We start from the raw sequence: 24,317 nt of genomic DNA, 5'->3' as shown, positions 1-24,317 counted from the left end.
TTCTTCGAGGAGGAGCCGATTTTGTCATTTCTTCATCTAGCAATTGTTCTGCCATTTATCGTGGCGCTGCTAATTCCACTTTTTTACCGGTGGACGAAACAAGTTCATACTGGCTGGTTAGTACTTCCAATTCCAGTGATTTTGTTTATTTACTTCTTAACATTTATTCCAAAAACGATGGACGGGGCTACGGTTGTTTCTATGCCTTGGATTCCGCGACTTGGGATTAATTTTACAGTAGTGGTAGATGGGCTTAGTTTGCTGTTTGCGCTACTTATTACTGGGATTGGTTCGCTCGTTACCTTTTACTCCATTTATTATTTAGGGAAAAAGAAAGAACGACTTAGCAATTTCTATACATTTTTATTTATTTTTATGACGGCAATGCTTGGGGTTGTCTTGAGTGACAACTTGATTGTGCTGTATCTTTTCTGGGAACTGACTTCGATTAGTTCGTTCTTATTGATTGGATATTGGTATCATCGTGAGCGTTCGCGTTACGGGGCTCGTAAGTCAATGATGATTACGGTTTTCGGCGGATTAATGATGCTTGGCGGATTTATTTTGCTGCATATTATGAGTGATTCTTTTTCGATTCGCGCAATTATTCGTGATGCGGATGTGATTAGTAATAATAGTTTATTCATTCCAGCGATGATTCTTGTCTTGCTTGGTGCATTTACGAAATCTGCGCAAGTTCCGTTTCATATTTGGCTCCCGGATGCGATGGAAGCACCTACTCCGGTTAGTGCCTATCTTCACTCGGCTACGATGGTTAAAGCTGGGATTTACATAGTGGCTCGGTTTACGCCACTATTCGCGAGTTCGGGTGTCTGGTTCTGGACAGTTTCACTCGTTGGGATTACGACCCTATTCTGGGGCTCACTTAATGCTACGAAGAAAAATGATTTAAAAGCGATTTTAGCTTACTCGACGATTAGTCAGCTCGGCCTCATTATGGCGCTTCTTGGTGTCGGGGCTGCCTCGCTTCACTTTGATACGCTGAGTGATGATATTTATGTGATGGCGATTGTGGCGGCTGTGTTCCATCTATTTAATCACGCGACATTTAAAGGTAGCTTGTTTATGATGGTTGGGATTGTCGATCACGAAACTGGTACGCGGGATATTAGACGGCTTGGTGGTTTAATGCGAATTATGCCTATTACAGCGACGATTGCATTTATTGGAACGTTCGCGATGGCCGGGATTCCACCTTTTAACGGCTTTTTAAGTAAAGAAATGTTTTTTGAAAGTATGGTCAATATTACGCAATTGCAATTGTTTGATGCAAGCACTTGGGGCGTTCTACTTCCTGTTGTAGCTTGGGTTGCCAGCGTGTTTACGTTTGTTTATAGCATGATTATTTTCTTCAAAACATTTACTGGAAAAGCAAAACCTTACTTATTACCGAAAAAACCACATGAAGCGCCATTTGGACTGCTTCTACCACCGATTATTTTATCGATTTTTGTGGTTGGGATTGGTCTTTTCCCTAATTTAATTGCAGAGCCGATTTTGGAACCTGCTGTAAGGGCAATTGTTCCTGGACTTTCTACTGATTTTTCGATTCATATTAGTTTATGGCACGGATTTACGCCAGCCCTATTAATGACGTTTGGCGTTGTTGCGGTGGGGATTGTCTTGTTTCTTACACATAAATACTGGAAACCTTGGATTACGACTAAGGTTCCAAAAGCACTACGAATTGGGAAAACGTATGATAATGGGATGTATTATTTGGAACAAGGTTCGTACCGGATGACGATGTTTATTATGACTGGTTGGCTACGGACTTACTTGAATTACATGTTATCTGCCTTTATTTTAATGATGGCTTCGGTCATGATTTTCACGCAAGCACTTGATTTCAATTTTTCGAGTATGACGAAAGTGACGGTTGTTGATTTTGTTTTAGCGGCAGTTATTTTAGTGACATTGGTTGGGATTGTCTTTTCCAAGTCGCGGATTACTTCGATTATTTTACTGGGAGCGATGGGTTACACGATTAGTATTTTCTTCGTTATCTCTAGAGCCCCTGACCTTGCTTTAACGCAGCTTATTATTGAAACTATTTCAGTTGTGCTTTATCTACTTGTGTTTTATCACCTTCCTCAGTTCAGTAATATTGAGGAAAAGCCGAAATGGTTATCAATGAAGACATTTTTGAGTATCGGGGTTGGTGTGATTATCACGCTAGTTTCCCTTTCAGCGTATAATACAACTTTTTACGATTCGATTTCGAAATACTATGTGGATAATGCTTACGTGGAAGCGGCGGGACGAAATATTGTTAATGTTATCTTAGTTGATTTCCGTGGCTTTGATACGATGTTCGAAACGGCTGTACTTTCAATTGCGGCGATTGGTATTTACGCGATGATTAAATTACGACTGACGAAACGAGGTGAGAATGATGAAAACGAATGACGTTCTACTGAGAAATGTAACGAAAGTAGTAGCTTTCATTATTTTCTTATTCTCGCTCCATTTATTCTTTGCAGGACACTATAATCCTGGTGGCGGATTTGTGGCCGGACTTACAACGGCTGGCGCGATTACATTAACACTACTTGCTTATGATACAAAAACAGTTGCTAGTATGCTTAATATTAATACGATTATGCTCACTGGAGTCGGTCTTGTTTTCGCTCTAGGTACTGGGATGATTGGGATTTTCACGGGAGATCCTTTCTTAACACATAAATTTGGTCATGTTGATTTGCCAATTTTAGGAGATACCGCGTTACACACGGCGACTTTGTTTGATCTTGGGGTTTACTTAGTTGTTGTCGGTGTAACACTTACGATAATTCAAACGATTGGGGAGAGTGACTGATGGAACTATTAATGTCTATATTAATCGGCTTGATTTTTGCAGCTGCTGTCTACTTAATTCTCTCTAAAAGTTTGTTACGAATTATTATTGGAACGGCTGTCCTAAGTCACGGCGTCAATTTACTTGTACTGACGATGGGTGGGCTGAAAAAAGGTCGCGTGCCGATTCTTGGTACACCTGGCTCAGGAACATACAACGATCCCCTTCCACAAGCACTTATTTTGACTGCGATTGTTATAAGCTTTGGTGTAACTGCCTTTTTCCTTGTTCTTGCTTATAGAGCGTATCAGGAGCTTGATAGCGAGAGTGTATCCAAGACGAGAGGACATGAAGCCGATGATGAATAATATAATTTTAATGCCGATATTGATTCCGTTCCTTGGAGCGATTACGTTAATGCTACTACCCAAACGAGTCATTGTTCAACGGGTATTCGCCCTTATTTTTAGTGGCATCTTGGTTGTGGCAACGATTGGACTTGTGTTTTATATTCGAGAAAATGGGATTACAACCGTGAATATTGGTAACTGGGCGGCTCCTTTTGGGATTACGATGGTTGGCGATATGCTTGCTGTCTTGCTTACAGCTACAACGAGTATTGTTTTATTCTGCGTGATTCTTTATTCTTTTTATACGATTGGGAAACCACGCGAGAAATTTCTTTATTATCCAGCGATTCTCTTTATGATTGTTGGGGTTAATGGTTCGTTTTTAACTGGTGATATTTTTAATATGTTTGTATTTTTTGAAGTTATGCTGATGGCGTCTTATGTATTGCTTGTCATCGGTGGGACGCAGGTTCAGCTTAAAGCGACGATTAAATATTTGCTAATTAATGTGGTTGGCTCTGGATTTTTCGTTGTGGCGATTGCGCTGCTTTACTCGATGATTGGAACGCTTAACATGGCGGATATTTCGCAAAAAATCACGGACTTAAATGGTGCAAATACAGGAATGATAAGCGTTGTCGCGGTTCTGTTCTTGTTTGTATTCGGTCTGAAAGCAGGTCTTTTCCCGCTTTATTTCTGGCTTCCTGGGTCCTACTTTGCTCCGCCAATTCCGGTGCTTGCTTTGTTCGGGGGACTTTTGACGAAGGTTGGGGTTTACGCGATTATTCGGACGTACACGCTCTTCTTTAGTTCATTAACGGACTTTGTTGTTCCGCTACTTGGGATTCTCGCGATTGTGACGATTATTCTTGGGGTTATTGGAGCAATTAGTTACTATGATATGAAGACGATTGTGATTTACAATATTATGATTGCGATTGGTGTCATTTTGTTCAGTGTTTCGATTATGACACGCGAATCGATGACTGGCGCTGTGTTTTACTTGATTCATGATATGATTATCAAAGCTGCCCTCTTCCTTATTGTTGGGATTGTGATGGCGATTACGGGATACTCTAGCGTGAAAAAATTCAGTGGCTTAATGAGCGTAAAGCCTTCGCTCGGTTGGATTTTCTTTATTGCGACTCTTGGCCTCGCTGGAATCCCACCACTTAGCGGATTTATCGGAAAACTGCTCATTGTTGAAGGAGCTTTCTCAGCTGGCCAAATGGTTGGCGGGATTATCATTTTACTATCCAGTTTATTCGTCCTTATGTCTCTAATCAAAGTCTTTACAAAAGGCTTCTGGGGCGAGAAAAAAGGCGTGTTCAATTTACAAATTCCGTATAAAAAAATGCTTGTGCCGGTAGTTATTCTACTTGCGCTTTCGATTGGTTATGGTGTGTTTAGTAACGCAATTTATCCGTTTATTGAACAGGCGGTTGACCCACTTGTTGACCCTTCTGTTTATATCCATGCGGTGATAAAGGAGTGATAAAAGATGGCTTTTCAACTTATTCTTAATATAATACTTGCTTGTTTGTGGATGTTTTTGGAGTCATCGTTTAGCTTTGCAACATTTATCATTGGCTTTATCATCGGGATTTTCTTGCTATTCTTTATGCGACGGTTCCTAGGATCGAGATTTTATCTTTTTCGGTTATTCGCTCTTGTCAAACTGGTTTTCCGTTTTTTACATGATTTAATTGTTTCTACGGTGCATGTAAGTCGGATTGTATTAAAGAAAGATATGAACATTCGACCAGGGATTTTCAGATATGATACGACGCTTGAGACAGACTGGGAAGTAACGATGCTCGCATTACTCATTACATTAACACCCGGGACACTTTCGATTGATATTTCGGATGATTATAAAGCCATTTATGTTCATTCGCTCCACGTTCCAAATATTGAAGAAGAAATTGCGACGATTCGTAAGTCTTATGAAGGCGCGATTATGGAGGTGTTCCACGGATGATTATTCAAATCGCTTTATCCATAGGTTTACTCCTCTATTCGATTTCAACCTTCTTATATCTTTACCGTATTTTAAAAGGACCGACTACTTCTGACAAAGTGGTGGCGCTGGATTCTATCGGAATGAACTTGGTGGCAATTGTTGCTTTACTTTCGATGTTTTATGATACGCATGCCTTTTTGGATGTTATTTTACTTATTGCGCTTCTGGCATTTATTGGGACGGTTTCCTTTGCCAAATTTATTGAGAAAGGGAAGGTGATTGACCGTGAACGTGATAATTGAGATTATTATTTCTGTAATGATTTTAATCGGCGGTTTGCTTAGTATTCTTGCGGCAATTGGTGTTATCAGGTTGCCTGACGTATATACGAGAACACATGCAGCCGGAATTAGTAATACGTTTGGCGTTAGCTTGCTTCTATTTGCAACGGTTGGTTACTTTTTCCACTCAGGCGAAGGTTTTAATGCGCGAGTACTTCTGGCCGTATTGTTTATTTTCTTAACAACGCCAGTAGCTTCTCACCTAATTAACCGGGCCGCTTATGATACTGGTGTTCCGCTAGCTATTCGAATTCGTGACCAATTGCGTTCGGTGAAAAAAGACGATATCAAGAAAAAGAAAAGTCTTATTATTCGCCAAGAACAAATTGAAAAAGCGCGTCAAGAGCGTGAAGAATTGGAAGAACGAATGGAATGGGAACGACGCGAAGAAAAAATTGATGAGCGTGAAGATCAAGAAGAACAAGAACGTGAACGCGAGGAACAAACGATTGAAGAACAGTCGGATGATTCCGAGCATGAAATCATCGAACAAGATGAAAGTGAATCAGAATCAGACGACGATAAAACAGAAAAATAAAAAAAGCATGGCACGAGTTGGTAATTTAAACTCTGCCATGCTTTTTATTTTCGTTTCTTTTTCACTGCAATCGTGCATCTACTAATACAGATTAATCTATCGTTTTCATCGGTAATGTTGATTTCCCATACTTGGGTACTTTTGCCGAGGTGAATAGCTTCTGCGGTTGCGGTCACGAGTCCCGCTTGTTTCGATGCTAGATGGTTAGCGTTAATTTCTAAACCGAAGACGATTTCATCAGCTTCAATTGAATTTGCAGCGCCAATACTAGCCGCATGTTCTGCTAAAGCAACGGAAACTCCACCGTGCAAATAGCCAAAAGGTTGATGGACTTTTTCTGTTATTTCTAATCGGATAACGGCTTTCCCTTTTTCTACTGAAACAATTTCAATACCAATGGTTTCTTGAAATCCCATAAGTTCCCTTCTTCCCGGATTTGATTTATACTTTATTATATAAGAGTTAGCGGAAAAACTCTAGAAAAGGTTTTTAACAAGCTCATTGTGGTAAAATAAGAGTAGACTTTTTGACAGGGGAGATTTGATGTCGATATTTACGAATACACCATTAATTGCATCTATTATTGCGATAGTTTTTGCCCAGGTGGTAAAGGTTCCGATACATATTTTAGTTTACCGGAAATTCAATGTCGGGTTAATGTTTTCCACTGGTGGCATGCCTAGTTCTCACTCAGCTGCTGTGACTGCCTTAATGACTACCCTCGCAATTGAATACGGATTGGATTCGCCTTATTTCGCGATTGCTGTTGTATTTGGTATCATTGTGATGTTTGATGCGACTGGCGTTAGAAGACAAGCCGGCGAACAGGCTGTTGTTTTAAACAAATTAGTAACGGATTTTCAAGACTTCGTGGAACATGCCAAAGGACTTGCGGCACCTGAACAAGAAGAAAAAACGAAGCATTTAAAAGAATTACTCGGCCATAAACCAATGGAAGTTTTCTTTGGTGCATTGACCGGGATTGCGATTGGATTTATTTTAGAAATGTTTATGTAATCGAAAAGCTGGCTCATTGTAGTCGGCTTTTTTTGTTAGTTGGTTGTTTACAGCTATAGGTTAAAGGGAAAATCATGCTATCAATGGAATTTTACAAAGGGGCTGACTTCGGTGAAAAAGGTAACTCTCGTTTTTGGCGTTTATACGTTTATCCTCGGAATCTTAGTGGGGATAATTGCCGCTTTATTTTTAGCAATGGTTCATTTTGCCACGACATTTTTATGGGATTATCTTCCTAATCGGTTTGATTTTTCATGGTATTATCCTCTACTAATTGGCTTGATTGGTAGTTTTTTTGTAGGAATGGTTCAGCTGAAACTCGGTGACTATCCGCGGTCGATGCATGACAATGTTGCTGAGGCGAAAAAAACTGGACGGATGGAATATCGCAAAGTTCTGCTTCCTACGATACTTAGCGCTTGGATTATTTTAACATTTGGGGCGAGCGTTGGTCCGGAAGCTGCTTTGATTGGTATTGTAGGTGGTGCCACGACTTGGATTATTGACCATTTAAAATTATCTATGGCGCATAAAGAAGAACTTGTTAGTTTGAGTGTTGGCGCAATTATTTCCAGTATTTTCCACGCTCCGTTTAGCGGACTGGCTGAGGAAATTGATGAAAGTAGTCAAGTGAGGAAAATCCCTAAAAACTCTAAATTAGTGTTATCGCTTCTTATTTCTTTTAGCGCACTCGGATCTTTCCTTTGGCTGAAATCCTTTTTAAAAATGCCTGCGAGTATTTTTGCGATTCGGCTACCTGATATGGGTTGGTCTTGGTGGTTTATTTTGCTTTTTATTCCTATGATTATTCTTGGATGGCTCTTTAGTGTTTATTTCCAGCAATTGCAAGTCTATATCGCGAAGGCAGCTTCTGTCATTAAAAATAAAATGGTCAGAGCGGTTATCGGCGGTTTGAGTATTGGTTTATTTGGAATAATTTCCTCATTCATGTTATTTTCCGGCGAACATCAACTGATTGAATTAACCACTACTGTCCAAAATTTTTCAATCCCCTTTTTACTTATCATCGCACTATTAAAACCTGTTTTGGTCGCAATTTGTTTAGCAACTGGTTGGAATGGTGGTGCGATTTTTCCGGCGATTTTCACTAGTACTGTGATGGGATACATAGCAACATATTGGATTGATGGATCGACTGGATTTTTAATTACTGTTTTTGTGACTGCTTGTTGTACGAAAATCGTTGGCAAACCTGTTCTAACTGCGTCGATTCTATTGTTTATTTTCCCGCTACAATTCTTCCCGTTTATTCTGCTGACTGCCTTTATCGTCAATAAAAATTGGTGGACAAGTATTAGAAAAGTTGTTCGAGCATAAAAAAAGCAGAAATTCGTAATGAATTTCTGCTCCTCGTCAAGAACAGTCCCAGTTATACAAAATATTGGAAAAGTCCCGGTTGATTAAATCTTGCTTGTTAATAAAGAAGTTGCCGACACCGCAGTCGCCCCACATAATTGCCATTCTGTTCTCATCAAAATCCTCAGATGCTAATTGGAATAAAAGCGTGTCATGGTGTGGATTTTCTGAATACATCCGCGGGTCTTCTTGGGTGAAGAATGGATAGCCACCTAGTTGACTGCAGTCTTTTCCAATTTGGTATAACGCTTCAGATTTATCTTCATCTTCCGCAAAAATTTGGTCTGCTAACTCATAAAAAGTGCTTCCAAATTCATTTTCGAAATCAAAGCTATCTTGTAATAGTATTTGGTCCGACACTAGGCCTGTAATTTTAAACTCGCCGTTTACCACTGGGTATAAATCACTTTTTGCCACATCTTCAAAAAAGGTATCTTGTTCTTCTGCAGTCAAACTTTTGCTTCCTAGGTCATCAAAGAAAAACACCCGAAAACCTTCTTGACTCGTTGGATTTTCAAAATCAAGTCCATATAAATCATCCTGAAAATCTACGTAAAAAGCAAGCAAACCAAATTCCGGATAGTTTTCCATTTGTGGCATTTCCGAAAAATTAATTTGCGCTAATAGCGAAAGCGGCTTGCCTTCTTCGGTCACCGGATAGCCTTGTTCTTTCGGCAAGTAACCGCGCCCACCAGCTTTACTTTGAAGCAATGACAGCGGCCCTGCATCTTTAAATTGCAATTCTATCCGCTCTTTTTCTGTTTCTAAAAATCGTTCTGCCCATTCACTAGGAAGTATATCAAAAAGTTCTTCCATGATTAACCTTCTTTCTTTTTTGTAACGTAGCATGTTTTTTTAACAATCCCAATTATAAATAACATTCGAAAAATCCCGATTAATTAAATCCTGTTTATTAATAAAGAAGTTTCCGACGCCGCTCATGCCCCACATTATATTTATTTCGCAACCTGGCTCTTCACTGTACTCGCTATCTAATTGGAACAGCAATGTATCATGATACGAATTTTCTGTACGTATTCGCGGATCTTCTTGGGTGAAGAATGGAAAACCGCCAATTTGACTACTATATGTTGCAAGGTCAAATAGCTCATTCGCTTTATCTTCATCATCACCAAAAATTTGTCCCATAATGTCATAAAAACCACTGCCAAATTCCGTTTCAAACTCTAGAATATCATTCATCAAAAGTTCTTTCGTTACTCGACCAACTATTTTATACTCGCCTTTGACAACTGTATAAAGGTTCGTTTTATCAATACCTTCAAAATAAACATCTTGCTCTTCCGCAGTCATGCTCTCTTTTTCTAAATCCTCAAAGAAAAATACACGGAAACCATTTTGCTCTGCTTGATTATCAAAATTAAGACCATACAAGTCACTCTGATAATTCACATAAAAAGCGAGTAAGCCAGACTCAGGATAATGTTCCATTTTTGGCATTTCCGCAAAATTTATTTGTGCTAAAAAGGAAAGTGCCTTGCCTTCTTCATTTACTGGATAGCCTTGTTCTTTCGGCAAATAGCCACGTCCACCAGCTTTACTTTGCACTAAAGAGAATGAGTCTTCATTTGTAAAACTCAACTCAATACGTTCTTTCATTGTATTTGAAAATTTCTCTGCCCATTCATTAGGAAGTATCTCAAAAAGTTGTTTCATGGACGTACCCTTCTTTCAGTTTTTCTTCATTATAACATAACAAAAAAGCAATATCTGCATTCACAGATATTGCTTTTAGAAACCTTATTTATAAAATTTAAACTTACCTTTACTTGCCAGAACGCCTGAACCACCAATAAGTAGTAGCGCGCGGTCATCAATGACTTTTTTCATAACGGAAGCTGGATAGCCTTTCAGGTTTTTACCGAAAACAACGCCAATTGCATCGTTATCGCCTAGAGAGCATACCGTTCCTTTTTCATGATACACAAAGTCTTGTAGGTCCGTTTCGCCGTTAACTAATTTAGCTAAGTTCACTGCAGCCACATCGGCTTGTTGCATTGCGATTTGAGCAGTTGGCGGGAATGGACGGTCGTTTGCTGGGTTGATGATTAATGAGCAGTCACCAACAATTAAAATTTCTTCGTTGCCTGGAACGGTTAAATTGTTGTTTACTTTCACACGACCACGGCCAGCTTCAAAACCAGACGCTTCGATAACGCTATTTCCGCGAACGCCCGCAGCCCAAATAATCGTTGCTGCTTTGATTTCACGAACTTCATTTTCACTTTCGGCATATTTCACGCCGTCAGCTGTAGCTTCTTTGACTGGTTTACCGACATGGAATTCTACGCCGCGATCTTCCAGTACACCAACACCATAATCAACGAGTTTCGCATCAAATTGTGGTAATACTTTTGGAGCAGCTTCCATGCAGTAAATGCGCACTTTTTCGCGCGGTACATCATATTGTTTCACTAGTTCTGGAATACGATTAGTTAATTCCCCAAGAAACTCAATTCCAGTAAAGCCAGCGCCACCAACGATAATTGTTAATAATTCATCGCGTGGATCTGTTTTCCATTTAGCAAATTGCGCTTCAATGTGCGCACGGATTTTTTTAACGGATTCTACACTTGTAATAGTGAAGGCATATTCTTTCAAACCACTGATTCCAAATGTTTCTGCTTCTGACCCAAGTCCAATTAATAAATAGTCATAGCTGATATCGCCATTTGCATCTAGTGTGACTGTTTTTTCGTCTTTATTAATTTTTACTACTGTATCTTGGATAAATGTCGTTTTCGTATTGTTAACAACTTTATCTAATGGATACATTAATTTTTCTGGTTCAATTGTTCCAGCTGCTGCTTCATGTAACCAAGTCGTTTCGTGGTGGTAGTCATTCTTATTCACTAGAACGATTTCGGCTTCCAAGTTTCTTTGTTGTAGCTTGCGTAATGTTTTTAGTCCCCCGTATCCTGCTCCGAGAATGACAATTTTTGGTTTACTCATCTGTTATCACATCTACTTTCCCTTATATTTTTCTTCACAAAAAAAATTGCATTAAGAATTTCTTACTGCACCTATGTAGATTGCGCTAAAAATCTACTGCAAACAATAAAAAAAGTGAAAATGGTAAGTACCAATATATTCCCTATTTCACTGCTTACAAACTATATCATAGACTTTTTAACTTTCATTTTCAAGGAAGCGAACTCAAGGGGTTAAGCTTCTTTGGAGCATGGTTCGAGTGGTATACGATTTTTTTCACAATAAAGCTCTGTGATGGCTTGATTTTCGTAAAAATCTTTTATTTGCGGCTTAATTGGTCTAGTTCATTTTTCTGATTTTTTCATTCCCGCAATCCCGTAAACATTCTTTTTCAACAATATATGCTAAAATATGCTTATTGCAACTTTAGGGATTTCATAGGGAATTTAGGAACTAGGGGGTGATGTATTTTGGATGAAAAAACAAAAATTTATGATATCACGATCATTGGTGGTGGACCGGTTGGGCTATTTGCTGCTTTTTATGCCGGAATGCGCAATGCGAGTGTGAAAATAATAGAAAGTTTACCGCAATTAGGTGGACAACTTTCCACGCTTTATCCTGAGAAATATATTTATGATATTCCAGGCTATCCTTCTGTTCGCGCACAGGAACTTGTTAATAATTTGATTCAACAAATGAAACCATTTGATCCGACCATTGCGCTAGAAGAAGCAGTCCAAAGCGTGGAAAAGCAAGTTGATGGCACATTTGAAATCATCACGAAGAAAGATACACATTATAGTAAAGCAATCATTATTACTGCTGGAAATGGCGCATTCGAACCAAGACGTCTTGACCTTCCAGAAGCAGAGCAATACGAAGGAACAAACATTCATTATTTCATTAATGACTTGAGTCGTTTTTCAGGGCGCCGCGTTGCCGTTTGTGGTGGCGGAGATTCTGCAGTTGATTGGGCACTTATGCTTGAAAAAGTGGCAAGTTCGGTCGCAATCGTTCACCGTCGCAATGCGTTCCGTGCGCACGAACATAGCGTGAACAATTTGGAAAAATCATCTATCACGATTAAAACACCATTTATCCCAACCGAAGTACTCGGTAACGGCGATAAATTAACGCATATTACGTTGCAAGAAGTCAAAGGCGATACTACCGAAACGCTAGAGATTGACGATTTCATCATTAACTATGGCTTCGTTTCTTCACTTGGTCCCATCAAAAATTGGGGATTAGAGCTAGAGCGCAATTCGATTATCGTTAATTCAAAAATGGAAACGAGCATCCCAGGAATTTATTGTGCAGGTGATATTTGTACTTACGAGGGCAAAGTGAAACTAATTGCTACTGGTTTTGGAGAAGCACCAACAGCCGTTAATAACGCAATGAATTTCATTGATCCAAAAACACGCGTGCAACCAATGCACTCCACATCTTTATTCGAATAACAACCGAAACCACGAGGCGACTTGTGGTTTTATTTTTTACTCACCGGGAAAAGTTCATTGTAGATATTTTTTAGGAGGAGATTAGCAATGAATGTACTCGTAATTGGCGCAAATGGCAAAATCGGCCGTCTTTTAGTCGAAAAACTCGCTATGGAAAAAGGCTTTTTTGTCCGAGCGATGGTTAGAAAAGCTGAACAAGTAAGCGAGCTTGAAAAACTTGGTGCAAAGCCGATTATCGCCGATTTAAAAAAAGATTTCCACTATGCCTATGATGAAATTGAAGCAGTTATTTTCACAGCTGGCTCTGGTGGTCACACGCCCGCTTCCGAAACTATTAACATTGACCAAAACGGAGCCATTAAAGCAATCGAAACTGCTAAAGAAAAAGGTGTACGCCGGTTTATCATTGTTAGTTCGTACGGCGCCGACAACCCAGAAAACGGCCCCGAATCACTCGTCCATTATTTAAAAGCGAAACAAACCGCCGATGAAGCATTGAAACAAAGCGGTCTTGATTACACAATCATCCGCCCAGTTGGTCTTTCCGATGACCCAGCTACTGGTAAAATCGCCGAAGTTTCTGGAAAACCTACAACAAATATTCCGCGAGCTGATGTTGCCAATTTTATCAGTGAAGCTTTAACTGATAAAACTAGCTTCTATAAAACCTACACCATCGAAAGCGGTGACACACCAATCAAGCAATTTTTTAACTAATAAAAAGCGATGAGCCCAAATGAAGGCTCATCGCTTTTTTCTATATTAAAACGGATTTTCTTCCAAAAATGTATATATATTCGCAACCAATTCTTCCGCCGTTTCCCCGCGAACCACTTCCCCGTCCACTAAAGCAAACAAACTCGTCGCGCATAAATCACAATATGTCAGACAATCATATTCAATCACATCTAAATTATCATCCGCATCTAATTTCGCAAATGCAGCATCCGCCCCACTCGCCAAATTATTCACGCAAAATTCCACAATCGGATTCATTTCCCATTGCCTCCTAAACTGTTACATTGTTGCCAAGTAACCACGTTCGGTCATTACTTGATAAATATCTTTCAACCGAGGATTGCCTTCCGCGATAATTTCACCGTCGACCACAATCACTGGATACATATAATCTTCCTCGACAATTTTATTCGCCATATCCGCTAAAGCCGTTTCGGTCGGCGGATTAAAAATATCGACATACTCCACCACAAACGGCTGCCCAGAAAACTTCCGACCAATCGCAGCTCGAAGCCATTCCTCTGTTTCCTTCGAGGATGGCGCTCCGACACAACTCGCACAAATTGTCGTTGAACCATACACATATAATTTCGCTTCATTTACCATCACGCTTCACCTCATTATCATTGTACAAAAACCCACCCCAAAAAGCGACTAAGCTGTTTCATGAAGCATAACTATTAAACTTTATGAATTTTTATAAAGATATGAATTGACACAAATTTACAGATATATTATAATATTTCCAATACATTGCTAACCTTTAAAGCAGTAGTGTGTTAACATAATAAATCATCTATCGGTTGTACCCGTGATTTCACGGTCAACATATAAGTAACACTCCCTTTAACAATCGGGCGCGCAACCCGATTGTCTTTCAACCTTACCAGTTGAAAGAGCACGTTCCTTTCTGAGCCTTAGGAACGTGTTTTTGTTTGGCCTGTTTGAAGCAAAGCGAATTACAGGCCAAATATACATGCGAGCGTAGCGAGCATGTAATCCTTCCAGTAAACTGCGCCCACCAAACAAACAGCTTGCCTTCCAAGTAAAATCCATCCACCATCTATCGAAAACCCTCAATCCCATTCGCCCGTTCGAAGCAAAGCGAATTACAGGCCAAATATGCATGCGAGCAAAGCGAGCATGTAATCCTTCCAGTAAACTGCGCCCACTAAACAAACAGCGCTCCCCCATCAAATTCTATCCACCCTCTATCGAAAACCCACATCCCCATTCGCCCGTTCGAAGCAAAGCAAATTACATCCCAAATACACATACAAAAAACTCACCTTTCAATATTTTCAAAAAATTTTAAAACCTAACAACTAATTTATATGCTATATATATTCAAAAACCCCCTCTCCACACCACCCATCAAAACCAAACCCTCTCTCCCACCTACATTCCCATCCTAAAAAACCCTAAAAAACAAATATGTCCAATTTTTGAACTTCACTCTATTTCCAATAAATTTCTTTTAAAAAACCCATGATTTCTCGAGAACCCACATGATATTATAACTTTGTTTAGAGGTATATTCGTTTCAAACTACATTTCCCAACTAATTTTTGTTGCTGAAATAGTCCGTTTTAACGAATAACTAATTACGAATACATTCAAAAAAAGGAGGAAATTAGACATATGCAAAAAGCAATAAAAATAATGTTAGCTTTATTTTTAATCACAACCGTATTTTTACCTTTTAGTAATGTACGAGCAGCATCAACTGATGTAGTAAATATCCCGGATTCATATTTAAAAGAAGGTCTTAAAAATATCGTAGGAAATCCGTTCTTAACAGAATTGACTGAAGCAAACCTTGAGACGATTACTATAGCGGATATTTCCTATATGTATAGTTCACCTGGGTATCCTGTCACTGGGTTAATTAGAGATTTAACTGGACTCGAAAAAGCAGTCAACATGACCAATTTATATTTTTCAAACCAAACAGAAATCACTAATTTAAATCAGATTAAAAACTTACCTAATCTGAAAAAAATCGTTGGTGTTACTACTGGATTGAATGACATTAAAGCTCTTGGCGAAATGCCAGCACTCGAGGAAGTAGAACTAGGCGGGGATTATATCACTGATTTCACTCCCTTACTTGAAAAAGAAAACTTAAAATCATTTTCTTATAACTCGTATGCTTGGTTAGATCCAGCATATCATCAAATCAATAATGAAGAATTCACAAAATTTGCAAACCTTAAATCACTTGAGAAATTAGATGTAACTTGGAATAATATTAGCGATTTAGCAGCATTAACTGCAAATGATCACATTACAAACTTAAATCTAAGTTACAACAAGTTCACTAATGTAGCTCCAATTGCTACGATGAAAAAACTTAAAGTCCTTTATTTAAACAATAACAACCTTACTTCCATTGATTCGTTAAATACACTAAGAGGATTATCTATTGCTTACGCTGATAATAATAACATTACTGATTTAAGTAAGTTAAAAGATTTTTTTGAAGGCATGGATGTCGTTGGAGATTATAAAGGTTTACAAGTTAATAGCCAAACTATCACACTTCCAACTATTAATATTAAAGAAGGTGCGACAGCTGTTTCAAATAATCCTACTTTAGATATTGATGGCAAAAAAATGCCTATTTCCAGCATTTCTGACAGTGGAACAGTATCGGCTGATAATAAAACAGTCTCTTTCTCTAACTTACCAATTGGAACGAAGACTGTGACTTACAATGCGACATTCACAGCTACTTCCGCTAAAGGAGTACCGCTTAGTTACTCTCTTAAAGTATCACAACCAATTACGGTATCCGAAAAAACCAATTCATCTGTAAACGTATTTTACAAAGATGAAAATGGCAATGAATTAGCTACAAGTGAAACAATTTCTGGTAAATCCGGAGAAAATTATCAAACAACAGAAAAAACAATTACTAACTACACATTAAAAGAAATTGAAGGCCAACCTTCAGGACATTTTGGCGATAGTGATACAGCAGTCACTTACGTTTACGAAAAAGTGGATGGTGCACCCGTTACCGTGAAATATGTCGATGGCAATGGCAACGAACTAGCTACTTCTGACACACTGAACGGCAAAATCGATGCTCCTTACCAATCTACAGCTAAAAGTATCGCAGGTTGGACAGTTAATACTACACCTACCAATGCTAATGGCGTATTTACAAACACTAACCAAACAGTCACTTACGTATACGAAAAAGCAGATGGCGCACCCGTTACTGTAAAATATGTCGATGGCAATGGCAACGAACTAGCTACTTCTGACACACTGAACGGCAAAATCGATGCTCCTTACCAATCTACAGCCAAAAGCATCACTGATTGGACGATCAAAACGTCTCCTGCCAACGCTAATGGCGTATTTACAAACACTAACCAAACAGTCACTTATGTGTATGAAAAAGCAGACGGTGCTCCCGTTACTGTGAAATATGTCGATGGCGACGGAAACGAGCTAGCTACTTCTGACACACTGAATGGCAAAATCGACGCTCCTTACCAATCCACAGCCAAAAGTCTTTCTGGTTGGACAGTCAAAACTACTCCTGCCAATGCTAATGGCGTATTTACGAACACTAATCAAACCGTCACTTATGTTTACGAAAAAGCGGATGGCGCTCCTGTTACAGTGAAATATGTCGACGCGGATGACAACGAATTAGCTACTCCAGATACATTGAACGGTAAACTAGATACATCTTACGCGGCAACAGCTAAAAACTTGAGTGGTTGGAAGCTAACAGCCACACCAGCCAACGCTAATGGTGTATTTACAACGGATGCTCAAACAGTCACCTTTGTATACGCTAAACAAGAAGACGATCCTAAAAAAGAGGATAAAACACCAAATAATACAAAACCAGATACAAACAAAACACCTATTAAAATCAATGAAAACAAACCAAAAGCAAGTAAAGTAACTACAATCAAAAAACAAACAAAATTACCGAAAACCGGCGATAATCAACAAGATAGTATATTGTTCGGATTAATGGGTACATGTTTCGTTCTCTTAGGAATTTACTCTATCTCTAAGAAAAACAGTTAAAATAAACAGCGAAAACTCTCTTATTAATTGGATAAGAGAGTTTTTGTTTGGTAATTACTTCATATTCCACTACTTTCGACCTCAGAAAAACCCAATTTAATTCCTTTAAATTTCCCCATATCCTGTTATAATAGAAAATATAACATTGCCTCACGAAAGGAGAACTATATCCTATGGAAGAAATTAGCTACGCCGAAGTTGATAAAGCTTTAAAAAAGTTCCGTCCGTTTTTAGTTCGTGATGGCGGGGACTATGAACTTATCGAAGTCACACAAGACGGTGTCGTGAAGATTAAACTACTTGGCGCATGCGAGACTTGCCCCAGTTCTGATATGACTTTAAAAATGGGAATTGAATTAACTTTAGCAGAAAAAATCATCGGTTTTAAAGAAGTTGTTCAGGTTTTTTAAAACAAATATTTTAGCGGCCAAACAATCGGTCGCTATTTTTGTATAAAAAGGTTTAGAAATCCTGTAAACGTCTATCATACAATATACATACAGTTTTAAGGAGGTAAGAAAAATGGTCGAAAAACAAAGTGCCTTGGAATCAAAAGCGCGCAGTTGGCTCATCGAACGCGGCGTAGAAATTGACGATATCGCTGAACTTGTATTATTTTTACAACAAAAATACCATCCCGGGTTAGAATTAGAAATTTGCCGGCAAAACGTCGAGCATGTTCTTCGCAAACGAGAAGTTCAAAATGCTGTTTTAACCGGTATACAGCTTGATGTCATGGCCGAAAAAGGCGAACTCGTCCAACCACTTCAAAATATCATTAGCGCCGATGAAGGGCTGTACGGAGTCGATGAGATTCTCGCACTTTCCATCGTCAACGTATATGGCTCGATTGGATTTACCAACTACGGCTATATCGATAAAGTAAAACCCGGCATTCTCGCAAAACTAAATGAACATGATGGTATCGCCGTTCACACATTCCTTGATGACATTGTCGGCGCCATCGCTGCAGCTGCCGCAAGTCGTCTCGCTCATAGCTATCACGACGACATCGTAAATTAAACAAAAACCAGTAAAACTAGAGGTCATTCCTCCGATTTTACTGGTTTTTGTTTACTTAATTTCACTTCCACTTGGCGAATCGAGTTTTTATTCATTGAGCGCACAATGAATCGATACCCCTCATGCTCTATCTCGTCGCCCGCCTCTAAATCAAACCGTTCGAGCAGCATCCACCCCGATAACGTATGAACACCCGGCCCTTCAATCGGAACCCCAAGCGCTTCCTCCACTTCCAGAAGCGGCTCAGACCCTTCAATAATAAAATGATTTAATGCGACTTTGCGGATCCCTTTTGGCCCTTTCGCTTCTTCCATATCACCTACAATTACTTCCATGACATCTTCCAGCGTCACAATTCCCGAAGTCCCGCCATATTCATCCGTCAAAACAACAAACGGCTCGCTTTCTTGCTGCATTTTCACAAGTAATTCTTCTAAAATAGTCCCTTCAAACACCTCTAAAATCGGCGTAATAAAAGGTTTAATCGACTGCGTCACAATCGCTTCATCTTTTCCAAGTCCCGCCATGACCGCGCTGACCCGGAGCATCCCGATAATATGATCCTTATCCTCATCTTCTGTTACTGGAAAAATATGATATGTATGCTCAGAAGTTAATTTCAATAAATCTCGCACTGTCGCCGTTTGGTCAATCGCAATCACCGACATTCGCGGTATCATCACTTCTTTCGCGGGCACATCGCCAAGTTTAAAAATATTTTTCATATAGCGAAATTCTTGTGGATTCAAAAGCCCTTGTCTATAGCTATCTTCAAAAATGATTTTAAGTTCGGTCGGTGTCATTTGGTCCGCATCAACCGTTTGCTTTACCCCAAACATCCGCGTAATTAAATTCGCCGAGTTATTTAACAACCAATTGAGTGGAAAAGTAAGGCGATACCAATAAACAAGCGGACGCGCGATAAACAGCGCTACTTTTTCCGTACTTTGAATTGTAAATGTTTTCGGTGCAAGTTCCCCAAGTACCACATTTAAGAACGTAATTAAAATAAACGAAACAAAAATCGAAATCGGCTTTTCAACGGATTCTGGCACTGGTAACATTAAAAATAATGGCTCCAACCAACCACGCATTGTCGCTTCACCAACCCACCCCATAGCAAGCGCGGCGAGCGTATTCCCTAACTGACAGGCAGCCAAATAATCATTCATATTAGAAGTAACTTTTTTTACATATTTCGCTCGTGGGTCCTCTGAGGCTACTAGCTGGAGGACAGTAGGTTTTCGAATTGCGACAATAGCAAATTCACTTGCCACGAAAAACGCGGTCGCTGCAATTAAAAATATCACAAAAAAATCATTAAAAACGTCCATTCTGCATCCTCCTTGTCCTCATTCTATACCCGTTTTTAGCGTTTGAACCACAAGTCGGCAACTGCCTCCCCGTCAATAATTTCACCTGTTTTCTCAAAACCATATTTTGCATAAAATTTCTCCGCAACATGGTTATCTGGCTCATAAGATAAACGTAGTCGCGCTGGTTTTTCTGGTAAGTTTTTCACCATCTCGATAATTTGTTCTAACGCATCACCGCCGTAGCCCTTGCCCTGATGCTCTTTTCCAGTCATAAAACGCACCAACCAAAATTCGCCGTCTTCCGTATCCTTTCCGTACATCGCATAGCCTACGGGCGTATTGTCCGCATAAATTACAAGCGAATGATACGTTTCTTCAAAACTTGCTTCAATAATGGAATACCAGTTTTCTGCGACAAATGTTTTTTGATGCGGATGCACTTGTAATTTCGCCGTTTCGTGAAAATTGTCTTTGGTTACTTTTTGAATTGAGACCATTTCCTAACCTCCCACTTATTAAAAAAAGAGCAGAAAAATTCCGCTCTTCTAGTTAAATTTCCAATCTGTTAGCTTTGTTACAGCATATGTAGGCTGGATTTCTTTTGTAAGTAGTGCTTCTTTCGAGGTAAAGCCGGTGTGGACGATTAAGGTGTCCATGCCATAATTGATTCCCGCCATAATATCGGTTTCGTAGTTATCACCAACCATGATCGCTTCGTCTTTTTGGACGCCGAGTTTCGCAAGTGCTTGCTCCATAATAATCGATTCAGGCTTCCCAATAAAAATTGGTGCGGTTTCTGTGGCCACGGAAACAACCGATGTAATCGAACCATTTCCCGGAAGCAAACCACGTTCAGTTGGAATTGCCGCATCGCCGTTTGTCGAAATAAACATTGCGCCACCGCGAACCGCAAGTGCTGCCTTCGAAAACTTCTCATAATCAACTTCTCGGTCAAGTCCCACAACAACAAACGCTGGATTACTAGAAGTTATTTCAAATCCATTATCCGTTAGTTCTTGTTTTATTCCACGTTCACCGATAACGTAAACCGATTTTTCGCGTTTTTGTTCTAGCATAAATTGTACGGTTGCTTGGGAAGTCGTGAAAACATCGTCACTTACAGCTTGAATTCCCATGCCAGTTAAATGTTCAGCTACTTGCCCAGGTGTTTTTGTTGAATTGTTTGTTACAAATAAATACGGAAGTCCCGCACGTTTTAAGTTTTCGATAAAAATGATCGCCTCAGGAATAACTTCTGCCCCGCGATACATCGTGCCATCTAAATCAATTAAATACGCTTTATAATTCTTCAATTCCAAACTACCTCATTTACTATTTTACTTTTTTAATAACAAAATAAGCACAACCAAAATTGCAGTATTCATAAATATATTCTTTCAATGTGCTAATCTTGTTGTCATACGCGGCTTTGCGGTTATCATCTTCGAAAAAGCCTTTCAGTCGAAGCTGATCATAACCCCAGTCGCCCACTATATAATCATATCGTCCAAGAATATCGCTAAACCGTTCATTTAACTTCTCCTCGTCAAAAGCATCGCGATAATTGGTGATAATCTCGTAGTTTAAATCTTGAATCGTAATCGTCACTTGTCTTCCTCCTGTCCGTACATTTTTTTAAGTTTCCATTTTAAAATATCTCGGAGTAATTCCGGTGTATATACTTCTTTTCGTTTAATTTGCTTCACTATCGGGAAAAATGGCGCGAATACAAACGTATCATGCGTCGCAATCCGGTATTCCCGTGTTTTATCAATCGGTTTATTATCAAAAAGAGCCACTTGATTTTCCGCGTCAAAACCAGCTCGGTCCATCAAAACGGTACCAAAATACTCGCCGCGGAAGCCGAATCCTCTAAGCGGAATATCTTGCAGTTCTGCTTTTTTTCGGTAAATCCCATCAATAAGTATCTCGAGCTCCTCGCCAGTCATCGTTAAAGCAATCGCGTTGAGCGGATGCGGCAACATTTGGTGAATATCAAAATCCGTTACAATTCCCGCTTCAAAGTCTGTCATAAAAATGCCCGCGTTCATCACAAAAGTTTCCGAACCAGTCCATTCACAAACAGCCTCGTTCAAAATGTGCGCAATTTCGGAGTCATCAAACCAATTATGCGCTAACTTCCCGGGAATCGCAACTACTTTTTCAGAGAGTTCTGCGCGCCCTTTATCGAAGAAACCTTGAATTTCAGTCGCTTCATCTGGAGCAGCCGGCAAATCTTCTGTTTTAAATGTGGTTGCTGTTTTCGAGATTAGCTGATTATTGTCATCTAGCTCAATATCAATTTTCCCGATATGTTCGCCCCATCTTCCCGCCGCAGCAAGTAGCGCATTCCCTTCCACTTTCCCAGTTTCGAGTAAATGGTGCGTATGCCCGCCTAAAATCACATCAATTTCAGGGATTTCAAGGGCAATTCGTTCATCCGTCGGCAAACCGAGATGGCTGAGCAAAATAACCAAGTTCGTATCTGCTTCCAAACCAGCCATTTGTTTTTTTATCGAGCTGATTGGTTCTTCAACACCCCAGCCCATCGCTTCATAGTATTCCCGAAACGGCGCGGTCGCACCAATAATAGCAATTTTAATTTGATTTACTTCTTTATAAACAATCGATTTCACCCAGTCTGGCTGCTTGGTTCGTTCTTTATCTGCGTAAAAATTACAGCAAACTACTGGAAACGCCGCATGTTCATATAATTTATCCAAGTCTTCATGGGCCAAAGTCGTTCCTTCATTATTACCAAAAGTCACCGCATCATACGGCAACTGGTTGAGTAAGTCCGTATTCGCAAGCCCGTTCGTTCCTTCAGTAAGCGGATGAACCCGGTCCATAAAATCGCCAATATCAAAAAAGAGTGCCGACTTATTTTCTTTCTCTGCAGTCGTCCTTTTCTCTTTTAAGAAATTAAAAATGCGTGGCCAATGTTCCAAGTGACTATGAACATCATTCGTATGCCATAAAGTTAAATGTTTCATTAATCCATCCACTCCTCACTTATAACTATTGTAGCTTAAAATAACTTTTTTTACACGCACTAGGACTGGATGAATTGTTCCCTTTTCATTTTATGTTATGATAGGATATATTGTTTTAAAAGGGATGTGATTTTTTTGGATATTACGCAAACAGTCGAAATTCTTCTAATCTCTGTTTTTGCAGGGGTTGTAGGCTCTTTGCTCGGTCTTGGTGGCGGAATTATCGTGACGCCTGCCTTGACGCTTATTTTCGGGATTGATATTCAGTATGCGATTGGAGCGAGTATTATTTCCGTAATCGCAACAAGTAGTGGCTCCGCAATTGCTTATATCAAAGACGGCATTACGAACTTGCGCGTTGGTATGTTTCTCGAAATCGCCACAACAATCGGTGCAATCACCGGAGCTTTCGTCAGCGGACTGCTCTCGGCCACGGCACTCTACATCATCTTCGGACTTTTACTTCTTTATTCTGCTTTCAACATGATTAAAAAGGTCGGTACAGAATTTCCTACTAATGTGAAACCAGACCCGCTCGCTACAAAACTAAACTTACATGATTCTTATTACGATAAATCTTTACGGCAAAACGTTGACTATCAAGTTGCAAACGTCCCCGCTGGTTTTGGTGTGATGTATGGCGCCGGAATCGCGAGTGGCTTACTTGGAATCGGTAGTGGTGCGTTTAAAGTCATGGCACTCGATGTCTTTATGAAAATGCCGCTTAAAGTAAGTAGCGCGACGAGTAATTTAATGATGGGCGTAACCGCGGCTGCCAGTGCTACCGTGTACCTTTTCCAAGGTGACATTCAACCTGCTATTGCTGCTCCAGTTGCGATTGGCGTTCTTGTTGGCGCAACACTTGGAACACGCATCATGCAACGTTTAAAAAGCAAAGTTATTCGGATTATTTTTATTCCCGTCATTTTATATGTTGCCTTCCAAATGATTTTAGAAGGATTGGGGTGGATTTAAATGGCAGAGAAAAAAGAAGAAATGTACCGCGTCGAGCTAATTGTTAGCGCACTGTTACGAATCGGTGTTGTCCTCAGTGCAATCATTATCGTTTTCGGACTTGTTATGCTATTTATCACCGGCGAAAGTGGCTACCCTGGGGAAACTTATCCGACCTCACTTACGGCGATTTTCAGCGGGCTAGGAACGCTTAAACCATACGCGATTATGATGTTTGGCCTCTTTTGCTTAATTTTAACGCCCGTCCTTCGTGTCGTTGTATCGTTATTTACTTTTTTGAAGGAAAAAGATTATTTGTACGTTGGGATAACTGGGATTGTATTGATTATTTTAGTTATTAGCTTTTTAATTGGGATAAAAGCATAAAAAAAGATGGCGCTAGCGATGCGCCATC

At 39.7% G+C, this 24,317-nt stretch carries 28 protein-coding genes and 1 pseudogene; 16 read left to right on the top strand and 13 right to left on the bottom strand.

Annotated elements, in window-relative coordinates; translation table 11 throughout:
* The first annotated feature begins 21 nt into the window (after positions 1 to 21).
* From HCB49_RS13440 to mnhG, 7 genes are read left to right on the top strand one after another with little or no spacing between them, the layout of a single operon-like run.
* Positions 22 to 2,430 carry a Na+/H+ antiporter subunit A gene (locus tag HCB49_RS13440; protein ID WP_185605223.1) on the top strand — a complete coding sequence of 803 codons (2,409 nt, stop codon included), beginning with the start codon at positions 22 to 24 and terminating at the stop codon, positions 2,428 to 2,430.
* Entirely contained in the window at positions 2,414 to 2,839 is a 426-nt protein-coding gene (locus HCB49_RS13435) for a Na(+)/H(+) antiporter subunit B (protein ID WP_003769105.1), read from the top strand. Before HCB49_RS13440 ends, HCB49_RS13435 begins: the two co-directional genes overlap by 17 nt.
* Complete coding sequence (locus HCB49_RS13430) at positions 2,839 to 3,186, top strand: Na(+)/H(+) antiporter subunit C (protein ID WP_003763750.1); 348 nt, start codon at positions 2,839 to 2,841, stop codon at positions 3,184 to 3,186. The genes HCB49_RS13435 and HCB49_RS13430 overlap by 1 nt, the downstream gene beginning before the upstream one ends.
* Positions 3,179 to 4,663 carry a Na+/H+ antiporter subunit D gene (locus HCB49_RS13425; RefSeq protein ID WP_077323808.1) on the top strand — a complete coding sequence of 495 codons (1,485 nt, stop codon included), beginning with the start codon at positions 3,179 to 3,181 and terminating at the stop codon, positions 4,661 to 4,663. Before HCB49_RS13430 ends, HCB49_RS13425 begins: the two co-directional genes overlap by 8 nt.
* A 6-nt stretch (positions 4,664 to 4,669) precedes the next feature.
* The gene (locus HCB49_RS13420) at positions 4,670 to 5,149 is read left to right on the top strand and encodes a Na+/H+ antiporter subunit E (protein WP_003722408.1); all 480 of its coding nucleotides are present in this window, start codon (positions 4,670 to 4,672) and stop codon (positions 5,147 to 5,149) included.
* Positions 5,146 to 5,433 carry a Na(+)/H(+) antiporter subunit F1 gene (locus HCB49_RS13415; protein ID WP_003722409.1) on the top strand — a complete coding sequence of 96 codons (288 nt, stop codon included), beginning with the start codon at positions 5,146 to 5,148 and terminating at the stop codon, positions 5,431 to 5,433. The genes HCB49_RS13420 and HCB49_RS13415 overlap by 4 nt, the downstream gene beginning before the upstream one ends.
* Entirely contained in the window at positions 5,417 to 6,010 is a 594-nt protein-coding gene (gene mnhG / locus HCB49_RS13410; RefSeq protein WP_185481051.1) for a monovalent cation/H(+) antiporter subunit G, read from the top strand. The genes HCB49_RS13415 and mnhG overlap by 17 nt, the downstream gene beginning before the upstream one ends.
* Before the next feature lie 44 nt (positions 6,011 to 6,054).
* Here the strand turns inward: mnhG and menI are convergent, their stop codons facing one another.
* The gene (gene menI / locus HCB49_RS13405; protein WP_185481052.1) at positions 6,055 to 6,426 is read right to left on the bottom strand and encodes a 1,4-dihydroxy-2-naphthoyl-CoA hydrolase MenI; all 372 of its coding nucleotides are present in this window, start codon (positions 6,424 to 6,426) and stop codon (positions 6,055 to 6,057) included.
* Between the two features lie 127 nt (positions 6,427 to 6,553).
* Between menI and HCB49_RS13400 the strand changes: the two genes are divergently transcribed.
* Together HCB49_RS13400 and HCB49_RS13395 are read left to right on the top strand one after the other, a co-directional pair.
* Complete coding sequence (locus HCB49_RS13400; protein WP_003730415.1) at positions 6,554 to 7,027, top strand: divergent PAP2 family protein; 474 nt, start codon at positions 6,554 to 6,556, stop codon at positions 7,025 to 7,027.
* 111 nt (positions 7,028 to 7,138) lie between these two features.
* Positions 7,139 to 8,365 carry a chloride channel protein gene (locus tag HCB49_RS13395; protein ID WP_185605222.1) on the top strand — a complete coding sequence of 409 codons (1,227 nt, stop codon included), beginning with the start codon at positions 7,139 to 7,141 and terminating at the stop codon, positions 8,363 to 8,365.
* 36 nt (positions 8,366 to 8,401) lie between these two features.
* On the opposite strand, the gene HCB49_RS13390 is transcribed toward HCB49_RS13395, so the two are convergent.
* The 3 genes from HCB49_RS13390 to HCB49_RS13380 form a co-directional block, all read right to left on the bottom strand.
* On the bottom strand, positions 8,402 to 9,220 hold the full coding sequence (locus HCB49_RS13390; protein ID WP_185605221.1) for a YwqG family protein: 819 nt from the start codon (positions 9,218 to 9,220) through the stop codon (positions 8,402 to 8,404).
* Between the two features lie 39 nt (positions 9,221 to 9,259).
* Positions 9,260 to 10,081: a YwqG family protein gene (locus tag HCB49_RS13385; RefSeq protein ID WP_185605220.1), complete on the bottom strand. Its 822-nt coding sequence runs from the start codon at positions 10,079 to 10,081 to the stop codon at positions 9,260 to 9,262.
* Between the two features lie 84 nt (positions 10,082 to 10,165).
* Positions 10,166 to 11,377, bottom strand: a complete 1,212-nt coding sequence (locus HCB49_RS13380) for an NAD(P)/FAD-dependent oxidoreductase (RefSeq protein ID WP_185404197.1) — start codon at positions 11,375 to 11,377, stop codon at positions 10,166 to 10,168.
* A gap of 449 nt (positions 11,378 to 11,826) precedes the next feature.
* On the opposite strand from HCB49_RS13380, the gene HCB49_RS13375 reads away from it, so the two are divergent.
* Positions 11,827 to 12,822, top strand: coding sequence for an NAD(P)/FAD-dependent oxidoreductase (locus HCB49_RS13375; RefSeq protein WP_185605219.1), 996 nt, complete (start codon positions 11,827 to 11,829; stop codon positions 12,820 to 12,822).
* 87 nt (positions 12,823 to 12,909) lie between these two features.
* Entirely contained in the window at positions 12,910 to 13,539 is a 630-nt protein-coding gene (locus HCB49_RS13370) for an SDR family oxidoreductase (protein ID WP_185605218.1), read from the top strand.
* 45 nt (positions 13,540 to 13,584) lie between these two features.
* Here the strand turns inward: HCB49_RS13370 and HCB49_RS13365 are convergent, their stop codons facing one another.
* From HCB49_RS13365 to HCB49_RS14400, 4 genes and pseudogenes are all read right to left on the bottom strand, one after another.
* A complete protein-coding gene (locus HCB49_RS13365) occupies positions 13,585 to 13,818 on the bottom strand; it encodes a YuzB family protein (protein WP_003722418.1) in 234 nt (77 codons plus the stop codon).
* A 21-nt stretch (positions 13,819 to 13,839) separates the two neighbouring features.
* Positions 13,840 to 14,166: a YuzD family protein gene (locus HCB49_RS13360; RefSeq protein ID WP_185605237.1), complete on the bottom strand. Its 327-nt coding sequence runs from the start codon at positions 14,164 to 14,166 to the stop codon at positions 13,840 to 13,842.
* Positions 14,167 to 14,406: 240 nt separating this feature from the next.
* On the bottom strand, positions 14,407 to 14,589 hold the full coding sequence (locus HCB49_RS13355; RefSeq protein WP_185605236.1) for a hypothetical protein: 183 nt from the start codon (positions 14,587 to 14,589) through the stop codon (positions 14,407 to 14,409).
* Positions 14,590 to 14,607: 18 nt separating this feature from the next.
* A pseudogene (locus tag HCB49_RS14400) lies at positions 14,608 to 14,754 on the bottom strand (hypothetical protein); the annotation flags it as partial.
* 447 nt (positions 14,755 to 15,201) lie between these two features.
* Here HCB49_RS14400 and HCB49_RS13350 point away from each other — a divergent pair.
* The 3 genes from HCB49_RS13350 to HCB49_RS13340 all read left to right on the top strand — a co-directional run bounded on the left by HCB49_RS13350 (position 15,202) and on the right by HCB49_RS13340 (position 18,639).
* Positions 15,202 to 17,616, top strand: coding sequence for a MucBP domain-containing protein (locus HCB49_RS13350; protein WP_185605217.1), 2,415 nt, complete (start codon positions 15,202 to 15,204; stop codon positions 17,614 to 17,616).
* A gap of 173 nt (positions 17,617 to 17,789) precedes the next feature.
* Positions 17,790 to 18,026 carry a NifU family protein gene (locus HCB49_RS13345; RefSeq protein WP_003725591.1) on the top strand — a complete coding sequence of 79 codons (237 nt, stop codon included), beginning with the start codon at positions 17,790 to 17,792 and terminating at the stop codon, positions 18,024 to 18,026.
* Positions 18,027 to 18,138: 112 nt separating this feature from the next.
* Positions 18,139 to 18,639, top strand: coding sequence for a phosphatidylglycerophosphatase A family protein (locus tag HCB49_RS13340; RefSeq protein ID WP_003722422.1), 501 nt, complete (start codon positions 18,139 to 18,141; stop codon positions 18,637 to 18,639).
* 23 nt (positions 18,640 to 18,662) lie between these two features.
* On the opposite strand, the gene HCB49_RS13335 is transcribed toward HCB49_RS13340, so the two are convergent.
* The 5 genes from HCB49_RS13335 to HCB49_RS13315 are packed head-to-tail and all read right to left on the bottom strand — an operon-like array spanning position 18,663 to position 22,948.
* Positions 18,663 to 19,973 carry a hemolysin family protein gene (locus HCB49_RS13335; RefSeq protein ID WP_185605216.1) on the bottom strand — a complete coding sequence of 437 codons (1,311 nt, stop codon included), beginning with the start codon at positions 19,971 to 19,973 and terminating at the stop codon, positions 18,663 to 18,665.
* A gap of 35 nt (positions 19,974 to 20,008) precedes the next feature.
* Positions 20,009 to 20,452, bottom strand: a complete 444-nt coding sequence (locus HCB49_RS13330) for a GNAT family N-acetyltransferase (RefSeq protein WP_008948651.1) — start codon at positions 20,450 to 20,452, stop codon at positions 20,009 to 20,011.
* Between the two features lie 48 nt (positions 20,453 to 20,500).
* Positions 20,501 to 21,268 carry a TIGR01457 family HAD-type hydrolase gene (locus HCB49_RS13325; protein ID WP_149043260.1) on the bottom strand — a complete coding sequence of 256 codons (768 nt, stop codon included), beginning with the start codon at positions 21,266 to 21,268 and terminating at the stop codon, positions 20,501 to 20,503.
* A 19-nt stretch (positions 21,269 to 21,287) separates the two neighbouring features.
* Complete coding sequence (locus HCB49_RS13320) at positions 21,288 to 21,563, bottom strand: YutD family protein (RefSeq protein WP_003722426.1); 276 nt, start codon at positions 21,561 to 21,563, stop codon at positions 21,288 to 21,290.
* Positions 21,560 to 22,948: a bifunctional metallophosphatase/5'-nucleotidase gene (locus tag HCB49_RS13315; RefSeq protein WP_185605215.1), complete on the bottom strand. Its 1,389-nt coding sequence runs from the start codon at positions 22,946 to 22,948 to the stop codon at positions 21,560 to 21,562. The genes HCB49_RS13320 and HCB49_RS13315 overlap by 4 nt, the downstream gene beginning before the upstream one ends.
* 135 nt (positions 22,949 to 23,083) lie before the next feature.
* On the opposite strand from HCB49_RS13315, the gene HCB49_RS13310 reads away from it, so the two are divergent.
* Together HCB49_RS13310 and HCB49_RS13305 are read left to right on the top strand one after the other, a co-directional pair.
* Entirely contained in the window at positions 23,084 to 23,923 is an 840-nt protein-coding gene (locus tag HCB49_RS13310; protein WP_008948654.1) for a sulfite exporter TauE/SafE family protein, read from the top strand.
* Entirely contained in the window at positions 23,924 to 24,289 is a 366-nt protein-coding gene (locus tag HCB49_RS13305; RefSeq protein ID WP_003722429.1) for a DUF1634 domain-containing protein, read from the top strand. It abuts the gene before it with no gap.
* Positions 24,290 to 24,317 lie beyond the last annotated feature (28 nt).

Source organism: Listeria cossartiae subsp. cayugensis, assembly GCF_014229095.1.
GTDB classification, from domain to species: Bacteria; Bacillota; Bacilli; order Lactobacillales; family Listeriaceae; genus Listeria; species Listeria cayugensis.
Note: the sequence above shows the minus strand (reverse complement) of the source record. Positions and strands in the feature narration are given on the sequence as shown.